Origin of the sequence: Halegenticoccus tardaugens (genome assembly GCF_004116405.1) — an archaeon.
In the GTDB taxonomy this organism is placed as follows: Archaea; Halobacteriota; Halobacteria; order Halobacteriales; family Haloferacaceae; genus Halegenticoccus; species Halegenticoccus tardaugens.
This window is the reverse complement of the sequence record NZ_SDIC01000004.1, coordinates 236,167-249,324: the sequence shown is the minus strand read 5'-3', so window position 1 is coordinate 249,324 and position 13,158 is coordinate 236,167. Positions and strand designations below refer to the sequence as shown.

The 13,158-nt window shown below is 68.7% G+C and carries 15 protein-coding genes; 5 read left to right on the top strand and 10 right to left on the bottom strand.

The window, feature by feature from the left end; translation table 11 throughout:
* Positions 1-14: 14 nt before the first annotated feature.
* From C3L37_RS12170 to C3L37_RS12160, 3 genes are all read right to left on the bottom strand, one after another.
* A complete protein-coding gene (locus C3L37_RS12170) occupies positions 15-785 on the bottom strand; it encodes an endonuclease V (protein WP_129114885.1) in 771 nt (256 codons plus the stop codon).
* On the bottom strand, positions 785-1,705 hold the full coding sequence (locus C3L37_RS12165) for a rhomboid family intramembrane serine protease (RefSeq protein ID WP_129114884.1): 921 nt from the start codon (positions 1,703-1,705) through the stop codon (positions 785-787). Before C3L37_RS12165 ends, C3L37_RS12170 begins: the two co-directional genes overlap by 1 nt.
* 366 nt (positions 1,706-2,071) lie before the next feature.
* Complete coding sequence (locus C3L37_RS12160; RefSeq protein WP_129114883.1) at positions 2,072-2,605, bottom strand: inorganic diphosphatase; 534 nt, start codon at positions 2,603-2,605, stop codon at positions 2,072-2,074.
* A gap of 306 nt (positions 2,606-2,911) precedes the next feature.
* Between C3L37_RS12160 and C3L37_RS12155 the strand changes: the two genes are divergently transcribed.
* The gene (locus C3L37_RS12155) at positions 2,912-3,271 is read left to right on the top strand and encodes a helix-turn-helix transcriptional regulator (protein WP_129114882.1); all 360 of its coding nucleotides are present in this window, start codon (positions 2,912-2,914) and stop codon (positions 3,269-3,271) included.
* A gap of 23 nt (positions 3,272-3,294) precedes the next feature.
* Here the strand turns inward: C3L37_RS12155 and C3L37_RS12150 are convergent, their stop codons facing one another.
* Complete coding sequence (locus tag C3L37_RS12150) at positions 3,295-3,855, bottom strand: DUF7108 family protein (protein ID WP_129114881.1); 561 nt, start codon at positions 3,853-3,855, stop codon at positions 3,295-3,297.
* Positions 3,848-4,453, bottom strand: a complete 606-nt coding sequence (rnhA, locus tag C3L37_RS12145) for a ribonuclease HI (RefSeq protein WP_129114880.1) — start codon at positions 4,451-4,453, stop codon at positions 3,848-3,850. The genes C3L37_RS12150 and rnhA overlap by 8 nt, the downstream gene beginning before the upstream one ends.
* A gap of 137 nt (positions 4,454-4,590) precedes the next feature.
* On the opposite strand from rnhA, the gene C3L37_RS12140 reads away from it, so the two are divergent.
* Together C3L37_RS12140 and nreA are read left to right on the top strand one after the other, a co-directional pair.
* Positions 4,591-5,565, top strand: a complete 975-nt coding sequence (locus tag C3L37_RS12140; protein ID WP_129114879.1) for a transcription initiation factor IIB — start codon at positions 4,591-4,593, stop codon at positions 5,563-5,565.
* A gap of 77 nt (positions 5,566-5,642) precedes the next feature.
* Positions 5,643-6,944: a DNA repair protein NreA gene (gene nreA, locus C3L37_RS12135; RefSeq protein WP_129114878.1), complete on the top strand. Its 1,302-nt coding sequence runs from the start codon at positions 5,643-5,645 to the stop codon at positions 6,942-6,944.
* A 10-nt stretch (positions 6,945-6,954) separates the two neighbouring features.
* On the opposite strand, the gene C3L37_RS12130 is transcribed toward nreA, so the two are convergent.
* The gene (locus tag C3L37_RS12130) at positions 6,955-7,404 is read right to left on the bottom strand and encodes a DUF302 domain-containing protein (RefSeq protein WP_129114877.1); all 450 of its coding nucleotides are present in this window, start codon (positions 7,402-7,404) and stop codon (positions 6,955-6,957) included.
* 29 nt (positions 7,405-7,433) lie between these two features.
* Entirely contained in the window at positions 7,434-7,736 is a 303-nt protein-coding gene (locus C3L37_RS12125) for a DUF5789 family protein (protein WP_129114876.1), read from the bottom strand.
* 127 nt (positions 7,737-7,863) lie between these two features.
* Here C3L37_RS12125 and C3L37_RS12120 point away from each other — a divergent pair, with 127 nt between their 5' ends.
* A complete protein-coding gene (locus C3L37_RS12120; RefSeq protein WP_129114875.1) occupies positions 7,864-8,811 on the top strand; it encodes a DUF7139 domain-containing protein in 948 nt (315 codons plus the stop codon).
* A gap of 56 nt (positions 8,812-8,867) precedes the next feature.
* Here the strand turns inward: C3L37_RS12120 and C3L37_RS12115 are convergent, their stop codons facing one another.
* The 3 genes from C3L37_RS12115 to C3L37_RS12105 are packed head-to-tail and all read right to left on the bottom strand — an operon-like array spanning position 8,868 to position 11,558.
* Positions 8,868-9,368, bottom strand: a complete 501-nt coding sequence (locus C3L37_RS12115; RefSeq protein ID WP_129114874.1) for a Mut7-C RNAse domain-containing protein — start codon at positions 9,366-9,368, stop codon at positions 8,868-8,870.
* Positions 9,369-9,375: 7 nt separating this feature from the next.
* A complete protein-coding gene (gene polX / locus C3L37_RS12110) occupies positions 9,376-11,124 on the bottom strand; it encodes a DNA polymerase/3'-5' exonuclease PolX (protein ID WP_129114873.1) in 1,749 nt (582 codons plus the stop codon).
* Entirely contained in the window at positions 11,121-11,558 is a 438-nt protein-coding gene (locus C3L37_RS12105) for a DUF5788 family protein (RefSeq protein WP_129114872.1), read from the bottom strand. The genes polX and C3L37_RS12105 overlap by 4 nt, the downstream gene beginning before the upstream one ends.
* 246 nt (positions 11,559-11,804) lie before the next feature.
* Here C3L37_RS12105 and C3L37_RS12100 point away from each other — a divergent pair, with 246 nt between their 5' ends.
* The gene (locus C3L37_RS12100) at positions 11,805-13,148 is read left to right on the top strand and encodes an alkaline phosphatase family protein (protein WP_129114871.1); all 1,344 of its coding nucleotides are present in this window, start codon (positions 11,805-11,807) and stop codon (positions 13,146-13,148) included.
* Positions 13,149-13,158: the final 10 nt, after the last annotated feature.

The following is a 13,158-nucleotide window of genomic DNA, read 5'->3' as shown; positions in this document are numbered from 1 at the left end:
GGCCAGTTAAGGGTTCACTTGCCGAGCGACCGCTTTACCTCCTCGGCGTAGGCGTCGGCGAGCCGCGTCGGCTCCGGGAGCTTGTAGTCGCCGCCCAGCCGTTCGATCACGCCGACGGCGGTCTCGGCTGAGATCCGGTGGCCGGGGCTGACGTAGAGGGGGTTGATCGTCGCGTTCGAGTCGTACTGGCGGGACTGGTAGGCGTACCCGATGAGGGTTCCGTCGGGGGCGGTGACGCGGCCTGTCGCCTCGATCGGGGTGCGCCAGCCCGCGGGTCGCCCGTCCACCGACTCGCGGGGCCGGCCGCAGAGGAGTCGCTTCGCCACGCCGACGCTCGGCACGTCGAGCACGACGCCCATGTGGGTCGCGAGGCCGGCTTCCCGAAAGTGGATGCGGCCGCTGCCGTCGAAGACGACGAGATCCGGCGTCGCGGAGAGTTCCGCGAACGCGTCGAGGATGGGGCCGCCCTCGCGGAACGACAGCAGGCCGGGAACGTACGGGATCGAGAGGGTCGAGACGGCGTGGGCCCGTTCGACGACCTCGCCGCCGCGGACGACGACGATCGCGCTCACCGCCCGGTCGTCGAGGAACGCCTGATCGACCCCCGCGACGGTCGGTCGGTCTGCGTCCATCGAGAGCGTCGACGAGGCGAGCGAGACGGCCGCCGGGTCGAACGCGAGGTCGTCCTCGAAGACCGCGGCGGCGGCCACCTCACGCTGGAGCGACTCCATCTCGGCGCGCGAGAGCGCCGGATCGGGCGCGAGGTCCGGACGGGCGGGCCGCATCAGAAGGGCCCGCGCCGCCGCGGGCCGCCGGGGCCGCCGCCGCGACCGAAGCGGAGCGACTGCGGGGCGCGCTGGCGGCCCTTGATGTGCTGGCCGTACGCGAGGCCGATGAACAGCCCGGCGAGGTGGGCGAAGTGGGCGACGTTGCCCCCGAGGAACCCGCCGCCGAACGTGCCGAAGCCGGCGGTGAGGCTGAACGCGGCGAACCCGAACGTCAGCACCCAGAGCGGGAGCGGGATGAAGAAGTACAGGTACACCCGGAGGTTCGGGTTGAGGACCGTCAGCACGCCCATGATCGCCATGATCGCGCCGCTCGCGCCGAGCACGCCGGCCGCCGGGCCGCCCATCGCGAGGTTCGTGCCGATCTGCGCGAGCCCCGCGACGATCCCCGAGCCGACGAACAGGGCGGTGAACCGCTTCGAGCCGAGCTGACGCTCGACGACGGGGCCGAAGAAGTACAGCGTGATGCTGTTGACCGCGATGTGGGTGAAACCGCCGTGGGCGAAGACGGAGGTGACCCACGTCCAGACGTACGCCACGTTCTGCGGTTCGAGGACGAAGAGCGAACTCCAGAGCGGCGTTCTGAAGCCGACGCCGAGCAGCGGGAGGACGAAGTACTGGAGCGCGAACGTGATCCACATCAGCCCGAGGAACACGAACGTCATGTTGCCCCGGAAGTATCCCAGCGGACCGCCGGTGCCCGTCACCTGGTTGACTCGGTCCCTGGCGCGCGCTCGCGTCGACTGTTCGGTTCCGTCGTCGGCGCGATTGCCGAACACGCCGCCGGGGTCGTTCCAGTCCTGCAGCCCCGGGCAGTTGTGGTTCTCCGGCAACCGATGTTCGGCGCAGAAGGTGTTCCCGCAGCGCCGACACTGGTACGGCAAGTTCTCGTACCTGCCGCACTCATAACATTCCGCCATTACCTTCCCGTAGATGCTGGGTACTAAAAGGGATTTGGCTCTCGTCCGCCGCCCTCGGCCGACCGACGCGGGGTACCGTCAGTCCCCGTCGGCGGACGGACCGTCGTCAGCGCGGCCACGCCGGTCCGACCGGAAGTTCGTCGGCACGACCGTCAGGTGGTTCACTCCGAGGCGGGGTTCCTTGGCTGCCATTACGGAACCTCGTAGGATCGTCACCCACAAAAAATTACCCATGCGCATAATTCATGCGCGGCGGCTCCCCTCATGTCCGGGAGTCATGATCGCGGCGGCGAGCGACGCGGAGTCGCTCGCTCGAAATTTATCGAGAGGGCGCGTGGGCGCGAAAACGGGAGGGCCGCTCCCCCGTCAGCCGAAGTGTTCGGCGTAGAGGTCCTGCGCGTGCTCGATGGCGTCGTAAGCGGCCTGTCTGTCCTCCCAGCCGAGCGTTTCGACCTCCTTGCCGGCTTCGAGGTTCTTGTAGGTCGAGAAGAACTCGTCGATCTCGTCCTGCGTCTGCTGGGGGATGTCGTCGAGGTCCTCGATGTGGTCGAATCGGGGATCCTCGACGGGGACGGCGATGACCTTGTCGTCCTGCTCGCCGTCGTCGTCCATCCGCATGAGCGCGACGGGACGGGCCTCGATGACGCAGCCGGGGAACGTGGCGTCCTCGACCAGGACGAGCACGTCGAACGGGTCCTCGTCGTCGTAGTACGATCGCGGGATGAAACCGTAATCGCTGGGGTAGTGAACGTTGCTGTGGAGGACGCGATCGAGCACCACGCCGGGGACGTCCTTGTCGTACTCGTACTTGTTGCGCTCGCCCTTCAGACACTCGACGACGGCGTAGATGGTCTCGGGCGCGTTCGGGCCCGTTTCCAGGTCTTCCCAGAGATTCGTCATGCGTTCGTACTTCCGCGAAATCCGGGAAAGTCCTTTCGGCATCGTCGCCGGTAACCCAACCGACGCCAAAAAGTACATTCACTCCCAGGTCCAATATTCCTGTGGGAATCCCTACAGCACCCCATCCGGATACAGAGAGAAGAAGACACGAAACCGACTCCTGACAGACGGGAGAGACTCGGGCGCTCGCTCCCGGCGACGCGCGCGTTCGTCGAGATTCGGCGGAGGCGCTCGAATCCGGGCCGTACGCCGGAAACCCGACGGGAGTTGAGAAACGTTAAATAGCACGGTGACATTTCAATAGGCATGTCAGAGGCACAAACAATCAACGACATCGCAAGCATCGCACGGGACCTCACGGCGTTCCAGCAGAACATCCTGGTTATCCTCTCCGAGGAGCCGATGTACGGTCTCGCGATCAAGCGCAACCTCGAAGCGTACTACGGGACGGAAGTCAACCACGGCCGTCTCTACCCGAACCTCGACGACCTCGTCGATCTGGACCTCGTCGAAAAGAGCGAACTCGACAAGCGCACGAACCAGTACGAACTGACGGAGAGGGGCCACGCGGCGGTCATCGATCGGCTCGACTGGATGCTCTCGAAGTTCGTCACCGACGAGGAGCGCGCCGACGAGGTTCGCGACCTCGTCGACGCGCGGCTGTAAGCGGACGGAGCGAGCGGACGGAGTTACCGATCGTCGGTAAATCCGGGCACGTCCGCGTCGACGACGTCGAACAGCAGTTCGAGCGATTCGAGGACCGCCGTTTTTTGTTCGCGGCTCGGCCAGGCGTTCCGCGGAAAGTATTCTTCGAGGAATACCTCGATCTCCGCCGGGGTGGCGTCGTCCACGCGGCGAACGTGGTGGTTGCCCATGAAGTCGGCGAACGCGCGGGCGTTCGCCCCGTGGATTTCGCCGTGCGTCTCCGCGACGCGTTCGACGGCCGCGGCGTTGTGCGCCTCGACGGCCTCCCAGTCGTCCTCGTCCCCGCCCCCCGAGAGCGGCACTTCGACCGCGCGGTCGGTGTCGTCGACGCGGTCGACGCGGATCGTCCCGTCGACGACCCACTCGGCGGGGTGGAGGACGAGCGCGTCGTCCTCCGGCCTGACGCGCGCCGCGTAGCCGAAGGCGTCGAGGAGGTCGGTCCTGCGCTCCTCGTACGCCGCGGGCTCGTTCTCGTCGACCGCGTTGCGCGCGCGTCTCGTCAACCGCTCTGCCTCCCGAACGACGTCGTCGGGGAGTTCAGCCATCGTCGAGCGCCTCGTTCGCGAGGGTGTCGGCGCGTTCGTTTATCTCCCGGGGGACGTGTTCGAGCGACCACCGATCGAACGTTTCGAGCAGTTCTCTCGCGCGCACGCGCCGCTCGCGCAGCCCCGGGTCGTTCGTCCGCCACTCCCCGCGGACCTGTTTCACCACCAGCTCGGAATCCCCTCGGACGTCGATCTCGCGGAGCCCGTACTCGCTCGCGGCCTCCAGCGCGCGGACCAGCGCCTCGTACTCCGCCCGGTTGTTGGTCGTCCGGCCGATCCGCTCGGACCCCTCCGCGACGATCCCGTCTCCCGTGACGAGCGCCCAGCCGACCGCCGCGGGCCCCGGGTTGCCGCGGCTCGCGCCGTCGAAGTAGACGTGACCGCGTTCGCTCGTCCCGCCCCGCGCGCGACGCAGCGGGAGCAGCACGTCGTTCGGGTTCGACCCCTGAACGACCACCTTCCCGTCGTACGCGACGGCGATCGCCTCACCCCGCTCGGCGCGCCAGCGCTCGTGGTCGGTGTTCCCCGACCGTATCTCCGCCCCCGCCTCCCGTAGCGCCTCGCGCGCCTCGTCGGGGTCGCATTCGATCGTCGGCATGCGTCGTTCTCCCCCCGCATCGGATAAAGGCCGTTCGCTCCGTTCCCGACACGGCCGCCGTGTTCCGATTTCTACCGGTAGGTACGCCAACTATCACAAGGGTTTAAGTGTTCGGCGAATACTACTATAAAAATGCGATGACACGGCCCACCCGCCAGCGGGAGCGCGACACCGCACCGAAGCGAACGTGGCAGGGCGAGGATTCGGACGTCGAGGTCGACGACCTCGACCTCGATGACATCGACGAAGACGACCTCGTCAGAACCGCTGACGGGGAGCTCATTCACGAGGAGACCGGCCTCATCCTCGAGGAGGAGAAGATCGATCCGGGCCCCGAGTGGCGCGCGTTCAACCACTCGGAGCGACAGAGCAAGTCGCGCGTCGGTGCGCCGACGACGCAGACGATGCACGACAAGGGGCTGACGACGACGATCGACTGGAAGGACAAGGACGCGTACGGTCGATCGCTCTCGTCGGAAAAGCGCAGCCAGATGCACCGGCTGCGCAAGTGGCAGGAACGCATCCGCACGAAGGACGCCGGCGAGCGCAACCTCCAGTTCGCGCTTTCGGAGATCGACCGCATGGCCAGCGCGCTGGGCGTCCCTCGCTCCGTTCGGGAGGTCGCGTCGGTGATCTACCGCCGGGCGCTGAGCGAGGACCTGATCCGCGGGCGCTCGATCGAGGGCGTCGCCACGAGCGCGCTCTACGCCGCCTGCCGGCAGGAGGGCATCCCCCGCAGCCTCGAAGAGATCTCCGAGGTCTCGCGCGTCGATCGAAAGGAGATCGGGCGGACCTACCGCTACATCTCCCAGGAACTCGGCCTCGAACTCAAGCCCGTCGACCCCAAGCAGTTCGTCCCGCGCTTCTGTTCCGAACTCGAACTGAGCGGCGAGGTGCAGAGCAAGGCGAACGAGATCATCGAGACGACGTCCGAGAAGGGACTGTTGTCGGGGAAGTCGCCGACGGGGTTTGCGGCGGCGGCGATCTACGCGGCGTCGCTGCTCTGCAACGAGAAGAAGACCCAGCGCGAGGTCGCCGACGTCGCGCAGGTGACCGAGGTCACGATCCGAAACAGGTATCAAGAGCAGATCGAAGCGATGGGCATCCACTGACGGGCGCGGCGGGCGGGTATCCGCTGACGCGGGGATCCTCCGAAGGTTCAAGCCGTCTCGGCGGCTATTTTCGTCGGATGCGGCTGGACGACTACATCGAGATGGAGGTGAACGAACGGGCCGAGCGACGCCGACTGGCGATGGAGAAGTCCTACGCCATCGTCGATCACCTGGAGGACTTTCGCCACCGCTTCGACGACGCGGTGCAGGGTGACTCGCTGTTCGGCAGCGTCTCGCCCTCCATCTTCGTCGGCCGCTCGAACTACCCGAACGTGGCGACGGGCATCCTCTCGCCGGTCGGGTACGAAGCGGAGGCGGGGAAATTCGAAACGAGCGCCGCGTGGTACGACGAGGGCGTGAGCATCGACGACGTGTTCGAACGGCGGACGAGCCTGCTCAACTCGAACCGCCCCGTCGACGTGAAGGCGGGCGCGCGCGGCGGCGACGCGCTCGACGTCCACGACGCGTGGAACGGCTTCCTCGGCGTCCAGCGCGAGGTCGCCATCGCGGACCGGCCGGTCGGCGTCGAGATCGGCCTCGACGGCGCGCCGGAACTCGACTTCGACGTGACGCGCGACGACGTCGCGACGCCGACGGGACCGCGGGCGCGCGCCCGGTCGGCCGATCTGGCGGAGAACCCGCACGTCCCCAGACCGGTGAAGAAGACGCTCGAAGACGACGACTGGCAGGCGCAGGGGGCGATGAACTACCTCTACCGGCGCGGGTTCGACGTGTACGACATCACGCGAATCCTCTCCGCGGGGGCGCTCGGGCGGGGGCGGAACAGGCGGCTCGTCCCGACCCGCTGGTCGATCACCGCCGTGGACGACACCGTCGGGGGGTTCCTCCGCGGGACGGTCCGCGACGCGCCCGGCGTCGACGCCGTGGAGGTGTGGCGAAACGAGTACCTCGGCAACGCGTTCTGGGTCGTGCTCGCGCCCGGCAGGTGGGAGTTCGAACTCGTCGAGATGAAGGCCCCGGGGAGCATCTGGAACCCGGACCCCCAGGCCGGGATGTGGCTGGCCAGCGACCGCGAGGGGTTCGAGGGTCGGACGCGGTACGTGGAGGAGACGGCCGGGGCGTACTACGCCTCCCGCCTCGCGGTGCTCGAACACCTCCACGAGCGCGGCCGGCAGGCGAAGTGTCTCGTCATCCGGCACGTCTCCGACGACTACTGGGGTCCGGTCGGCGTCTGGCAGGTCCGCGAGGCGGTCCGCCACGCCTTCGAGGGCGAACGCGGCGAAGCGGAGACGTTCGGGGAGGCGATCCGCGAAGTGGCGAACCACCTCCCCGTGGGGATGGACGCCCTCCGCCGGAAGTCGGGGATGGTCGCCGGCCTCCAGACGAGCCTCGCCGACTTCGCGGGGAACGACGGGTAGGACGATCGCCTTACGCGGCGTCGAGGTTCGAGAACGCCTCGTCGACCATCTCGCCCGTTTCGGCGACGATCTCCCTCATCTCGTCGTCGTCCGGGGCGAGTCCGACGAGCCGACCGATGCGCATGATGCTGACGTGGTAGACGGTCTGCACGCCGGGTTCCTCCTCCCAGATGACGACGTTACAGGGGAACAGCGCGCCGAGGCGGTTGTCGGAGGCCGTGAGCACGCGGTCCGCCATCCGGGGGTTGCACGCGCCGAGCGCGTAGTACGGGTCGCGGTCGGCGTCGACCTTCTCGTTCAGGAGGTCCGAGGGGGAGAACTCCGCCGGAAACCCGAAGCCGGCGTCGGAGAACGCCTCGCGGACGTGCTCGATCGCCTCCTCGTGGGACATCCGAAGCGTCGCGCGCTCCTCGCCGACGTCGTCGCCGTCGAGCGCCGCGGGGTCGATCGGTAGCGTCATGGTCGGTGTTGGTGGTCCGAGAGGAAAAGCTACCGAGAATGAGATCGCTCGCTCGTCGGGACGGGACCGGTGCCGACGACGCCCTCGATCTCGCGGACGAACGTCTGTCTGGTGTCGAAGTACGTCACGTCGACCCGATCCAGCACGTCGGAGAGCGTCTGCGGCCCGTCGGGCGTCCGGATGACGGCGTCTCCCTCCTTCTGTCGGATGCGCTCGCGTTCCTGCGGCCAGGTGAGGCGGGATGCGATCCGCGCCAGCGGGGCACCCTCGACCGGTTCGCCCGTTCCGAGTTCGACCGCGGGACCCTCGTCTTCCGCTTCGTCGTCGGCCATGCTCCCCGGTTCGAAAGCGCCGACATTAATCCCTTCGGAGCCGTCTCGACGGGTGTGACCCGGTGCGGCACCCCGTCAGACGTCCGTCTGACGTATCGTTTTGTATAACTGTCGTGTACGCGCGGACATGACGAGTCTGGGAGACGTTTACGGGGGGCGGGCGGGGAGAGGGACGGACCTCCGGCGGCTGTACCTCGGCGTTGGGCTGTTTTCCGGCGGGTCGCTGCTCGTCGTCGCGGGCATCGTGGTCGCGACGGTCATCCCGGAGTGGCTGACGGGAGGCGACCTGTTCGTCGCGCGCAAGTACGGCGGGATGCTCGCCGGCGTCGGCGTGCCGGCCGTCCTGCTGGGCGTCTTCGCGGCGCTGCCCGCCGGCCGGACGACGCGGGCGGCGGCGGTGATCGGCGCGAGCGTCTCGGCGATGGGCCTCGCGCTGTTCTCGCACGCGTACCCCTACCGGTGGACCGGCGCGACGATCCCCGAGGGATCGATGGACCTCACGCTTCCGACCGCCGGCGTCTACTTCCTCGGAATCATCGCCGTCCTCTGGTGTCTGCTCGTCGGCGTCGCGAACTTCAAGACGCGAAACGACCCCGCGGGGACGGTCACGATGGAGGTGACGCGTCGGGGCGAGACGAGGGTCGTCGAGGTCGACAGCGATCGACGGGGACTGGGCGGCGTCGGACTCCTCGGCGAGGTGCCCGACGGCGACGTCGAGACGCGGACGGATCGGACGGGTGGTCAGCGAAGTGGACCGACGACCGCCCCGCGAGGCGCGTCCGCGACCGTCGGCGACGGCGGCGGATCGGCGTCGAGCGACATCAGATCGCCGCTCGACGACCCCGCCCCGGGCGTCCGCGGCGGCGCGGCCGGTTCGTCGCTGCCCGACGACGACGCGGAGGTGATCCCGAACGGCCCGTCCACGCCCGCGCCGACGCGGGGGGACACGTACTGCGGAAGCTGCGATCACTTTCGGTACGTCAGGACCGACGAGGGCATGGAGCCGTACTGCGGTCTCCGCAAGGAACTCATGGGGGACATGGACGCGTGCGAGGAGTGGCGGCCGCGATACTGACCGGGACGTCGCGGAAGCGAGACCGCCAAGGATGCGACGGGCCGCACCCGGTCCGCTCAGAGGTCCGCCAGACGCCGTTTGACGTCGTCCCAGTGTGATCCCTTCCAGTACCACCGTCCGCAGCGGCGACACCGCCGGGCTCGCGCCCCGTCGGGGACGTATTCGGGCCGCGTCGCGGCGCCGGCAGCCGGTTCTATCGGGCCGTTGCACCGCCCGCAGCGCGGCGGGCGCTCGTCCAGCCGGAGATCGTAGCCCGCCTCGCGCAGCTCTCGGAGCTGCTCCGCGACGTCCCGCGATTCGAGGAGGAGCCCGTCGGGCGCTCGCGCGGCGAGGTCGACGTCGCGGGTGAGGAGCCGCCGACCCTCGGCGGCGGCGAGGTCGAGGAGACGTGCGTCGTCCTCCGCTCCGCGGTCGAGCGCGTACGCCGCGTCGTAGCCGCACATCCGGAGGTACGTCGTGAGCTTGCCGAGCATCGCGTCGAGCAGGAGCCGCTCCGGTTCGCCGGGTCGGCCGGATTCCCGAGGTCGGTCGGATTCTCGGGGTCGGTCGGCGGTCATGAGTCGCTCAGTGGAGGAACGCGCGAACCCCGTCGACGTCGCGGGCGTTGAGCACGTCCGCCGTCTCGGCCCACCCTCGCCGCGCGGTGTGCACGCCGTACCGCGCGTTGTCGAGTTCGGCCGGGGCGTGCGCGTCGGTGTCGATCGCGATCGTCGCGCCCGCCTCGACGGCGATCCGGACGGCCTCCGCGCGGAGGTCGAGCCGGTGGGGGTTGGCGTTGAGTTCGAGCGCGGTGCCGTTCGCCGCGGCCGCCGCCGCGAGGCGCTCGACGTCCGGGTCGAGGCCCGGGCGCTGGTTCAACAGCCGACCGGTCGGGTGGCCGACGACGTCGACCGACGGGTGTTCGATCGCCCGGAGCAGGCGCTCCGTCGCGGCCTCGCGATCCTGGTCGAGGGCGCTGTGCGGCGAGGCGATCACGACGTCCAGTTCGGCGAGCAGGTCGTCGTCGAGGGAGAGGTCGCCGTCGGCGTCGACGTTCGTCTCGACGCCGTGGAACACCTCGATCGGGGCGTCGGCCGCGACCGCCTCGACCGCGGCCAGCTGTTCTTCGAGGTCCTCCTCCGAGAGGCCGACGCCGGCGACGATGCCGGGGCCGGTCGCGTGATCGGAGACGCAGTGGTACTCGTAGCCGCGCTCGGCCGCCGCGTCGACCATCTCCTCGACGGAGTAGCCGCCGTCGGACCAGTCGGTGTGCGTGTGGAGGTCGCCGCGTAGCTCCCCCTCCGCGACGAGATCCGGGAGCGAACCCTCCATCGCGGCTTCGATCTCGCCCGCGTCCTCGCGCAGCTCCGGCGGCATCGTCGGCATGTCCAGCGCGTCGTAGATCTCCTCCTCCGTCTCCCCGCCGATCCGAACGCCGACGCGCTGGCCGGCGTCGGGGTCGTCGACGTCGGAGACGTCGAAGATCCCGTACTCGTTGATCTTCAGCCCGCGCGCGATGGCGACGTTCCGGAGGTGGATGTTGTGCTCGCGGCCCCCCGTGAAGTACTGGAGGGCGCTGCCGAACTCGTCGGGGACGACGACGCGGAGATCGACCCGGATGCCGTTCGCGCGGACGCTCGCCTTGCTCGGGCCGGCCTCGATGACCGTCTCGGCGACCGGCCAGTCGCCGAAGGCGTCGATCACCGCCTCGCCCGCGTCGCTCGCGACGAGGACGTCCACGTCGCCGATGGTCTCGCGCCACCGACGGATGGAGCCCGCCACCTCGGCCCGTTCGACCGCGTCGAGCGCGCGGAGGTGTTGGAGCACGTCGTCCGCGAGCGGACGCGCCTGCCCGAGGAGTTGGCGCTCCTGCGCCCGCCGCGCGAAGGGGATGTTGTCGAGGATATTCCGTTCGGTTTTCTCGCCGAACCCCGACACTTCGCGGATCCGCCCCTCCTCCGCCGCCCGTTCGAGTTCGTCGAGGGTCGCGATCCCGAGCGCCTCGTAGAGGTCGCCGGCCGTCCTCGGACCGACGCCCTCGACGCTCGTCAGCGCGGCCATGTCGACGGGGATCTCCTCGCGGAGGTCCTCCAGTTCCTCGATCCGCCCCTCGTCGAAGTACTCGACGACCTTGTCGGCGATGGCGTCGCCGACGCCGTCGATGCGCTCGATCGCTTCCTTGCCGTCGGCGACGAGTTCCTCGATCGGGCGGGGGTGCCCGCGGATGTTGTCGGCCGCCCGGCGGTAGCTCCGCGGCTTGTACTCGACGCCCTTCGCGTCGAGCAGATCCGCGTACTCGTCGAAGAGCGCGGCGACCTCCCGGTTTCGGCTCACCGCCGGATCCCCCTGCCGTCGGAGTCGCGACCGAGCGCCTGCCGCAGGAAGCTCATCCAGCGCTTCTGATCCGCCGCTTTCTGCGCGTTCGCCTCCCGTTCGAGGTCGGCCGGTCGAAGCTGTTCGAGCGCGTTCAGCGCCCGGTCGATGCCGACGATGCTCCGGACCAGCCGCTCGCCCTCCTCGTAGCTCACCTCGTCGTTTTCGATCCGCTGGAGCCGCTGGAGGCGTTCTCGGCGCAGGTTCTTCTTCGCCCGGTCGACGTGCTCGCGCTCGCCGGGCGGGATCGCGTCGCGACGCTTGATCTCGAAGACGAACTTCCGCAGGTCGATCTCCTCGCCCAGGACGTCGATCGTCTCCGGGATGTCCGCGCCGACGGTCGCGCCCTCCCGGTTGACCCGCTCCAACAGTCGTTTTCGCTCGAACTCTTTCACGGCTCGGTCACGACGGCTAGTTGCCGCGGTCGACACTTTGCTCCTTCGGCGCGACCGGCGTCGTGCCCGAGACGGGCGGGCGGCGGGTCCGTCAGGCGCTCGCACCGCCATCGGGCGGCTGGGCTGGCACGCCCCCCGCAACCGCGGCGTTAGGCCGACGCGAGCGCAGCGTTCGACCGACGCGACCGCGGTCGTCCGTCGCGTCAAAGGAAGGTTCTTTATGCTTCTCCGGGGTAAGCGAAAGATATGGGCCTGTTCGACCGATTGCGCGGCAACGACAACCCGCGCGTCGCCTTCATCGGCATCGACGGCGTGCCGTTCAGCATGCTCGACGAGCATCGCGACGAGTTCCCCAACTTCGCCGCCCTCGCGGACGAGGGAAGCGCCGGCGCGATCGACAGCATCGTCCCGCCGGAGTCCAGCGCCTGTTGGCCCTCCCTCACGACGGGAGTGAATCCCGGCGAGACGGGCGTCTACGGCTTTCAGGACCGGGAGGTCGGCTCGTACGACACGTACGTCCCGATGGGCCGCGACGTGCAGGCGACCCGCCTGTGGGACCGGGTCGCCGAGGAGGGCCTCGACGCGACCGTGATGAACGTCCCCGTCACGTTCCCGCCGCAGCGCAACGTCCAGCGGATGGTCTCCGGCTTTCTCTCCCCCGGTATCGACAAGGGCGCTCGCCCCGACGAGCTTCGCGACTACCTCGACTCGATCGGCTACAAGATCGACGTCAACGCCAAGCTCGGCCACAAGGACGACAAGAGCGAATTCATCGAGGACGCCCACGAGACCCTCGACAGGCGCTTCGAGGCCTTCGAGCACTACATCCAGCAGGACGACTGGGACCTCTTCTTCGGCGTCTTCATGACGACCGACCGCGTCAACCACTTCCTCTTCGAGGACTACGAGCGCGGCGGCGAGAACGAGGAGGCGTTCATGGACTTCTACCGGAAGGTCGACGAGTACGTCGGCCGGATCCGCTCGATGCTCCCCGACGACGTGACGCTCGTCGTCGCCAGCGACCACGGCTTCACAACCCTCGACTACGAGGTCCACTTCAACGCGTGGCTCGAACAGGAAGGGTGGCTCAGCTACCGGACGGACGACCACTCGGAGCTCGGCGACATCAGCGACGACACCGTCGCGTACTCGCTCATCCCCGGTCGCTTTTATCTCAACCTCGAAGGACGCGAACCGCGCGGCACCGTCCCGCAGGACGAGTACGAGTCGACGCGCGCCGAACTCAAAGCGGCGCTCGAAACCCTCGAAGGCCCCGACGGCGAGAAGGTGTGCGCCCGCGTCGTCGAGAAGGAGGAGGCGTTCCGCGGCGACCACGACGACATCGCTCCCGACCTCGTCGCCATCCCGAACAACGGTTTCGACCTCAAGGCGGGCTTCAAGGGCCACGACGACGTGTTCGGCACCGGGCCGCGAAACGGCATGCACAGCTTCGACAACGCGACGCTGTACGTCGACGACGCGGACGCGACCATCGGCGAGGCCGATCTCTTCGACATCGCGCCGACGATCCTCGACCTGATGGAGATCGAGTACTCCCGCGCGGACTTCGACGGCGCGAGCCTCGTCTGAGGCGGCGGCT

Excerpts from the sequence above, each read along its gene's own strand:
- C3L37_RS12150 (WP_129114881.1), bottom strand. The coding sequence starts at position 3,855 with ATGGCTGAACTCCCCGACGACGTCGTTCGGGAGGCAGAGCGGTTGACG.
- C3L37_RS12130 (WP_129114877.1), bottom strand. The coding sequence starts at position 7,404 with ATGACGCTACCGATCGACCCCGCGGCGCTCGACGGCGACGACGTCGGC.
- nreA (WP_129114878.1), top strand. The coding sequence starts at position 5,643 with ATGCGGCTGGACGACTACATCGAGATGGAGGTGAACGAACGGGCCGAG.
- C3L37_RS12170 (WP_129114885.1), bottom strand. The coding sequence starts at position 785 with ATGCGGCCCGCCCGTCCGGACCTCGCGCCCGATCCGGCGCTCTCGCGC.
- C3L37_RS12100 (WP_129114871.1), top strand. The coding sequence starts at position 11,805 with ATGGGCCTGTTCGACCGATTGCGCGGCAACGACAACCCGCGCGTCGCC.
- C3L37_RS12125 (WP_129114876.1), bottom strand. The coding sequence starts at position 7,736 with ATGGCCGACGACGAAGCGGAAGACGAGGGTCCCGCGGTCGAACTCGGA.
- rnhA (WP_129114880.1), bottom strand. The coding sequence starts at position 4,453 with ATGCCGACGATCGAATGCGACCCCGACGAGGCGCGCGAGGCGCTACGG.
- C3L37_RS12120 (WP_129114875.1), top strand. The coding sequence starts at position 7,864 with ATGACGAGTCTGGGAGACGTTTACGGGGGGCGGGCGGGGAGAGGGACG.
- C3L37_RS12115 (WP_129114874.1), bottom strand. The coding sequence starts at position 9,368 with ATGACCGCCGACCGACCCCGAGAATCCGACCGACCTCGGGAATCCGGC.
- C3L37_RS12140 (WP_129114879.1), top strand. The coding sequence starts at position 4,591 with ATGACACGGCCCACCCGCCAGCGGGAGCGCGACACCGCACCGAAGCGA.
- C3L37_RS12160 (WP_129114883.1), bottom strand. The coding sequence starts at position 2,605 with ATGACGAATCTCTGGGAAGACCTGGAAACGGGCCCGAACGCGCCCGAG.
- C3L37_RS12155 (WP_129114882.1), top strand. The coding sequence starts at position 2,912 with ATGTCAGAGGCACAAACAATCAACGACATCGCAAGCATCGCACGGGAC.
- C3L37_RS12165 (WP_129114884.1), bottom strand. The coding sequence starts at position 1,705 with ATGGCGGAATGTTATGAGTGCGGCAGGTACGAGAACTTGCCGTACCAG.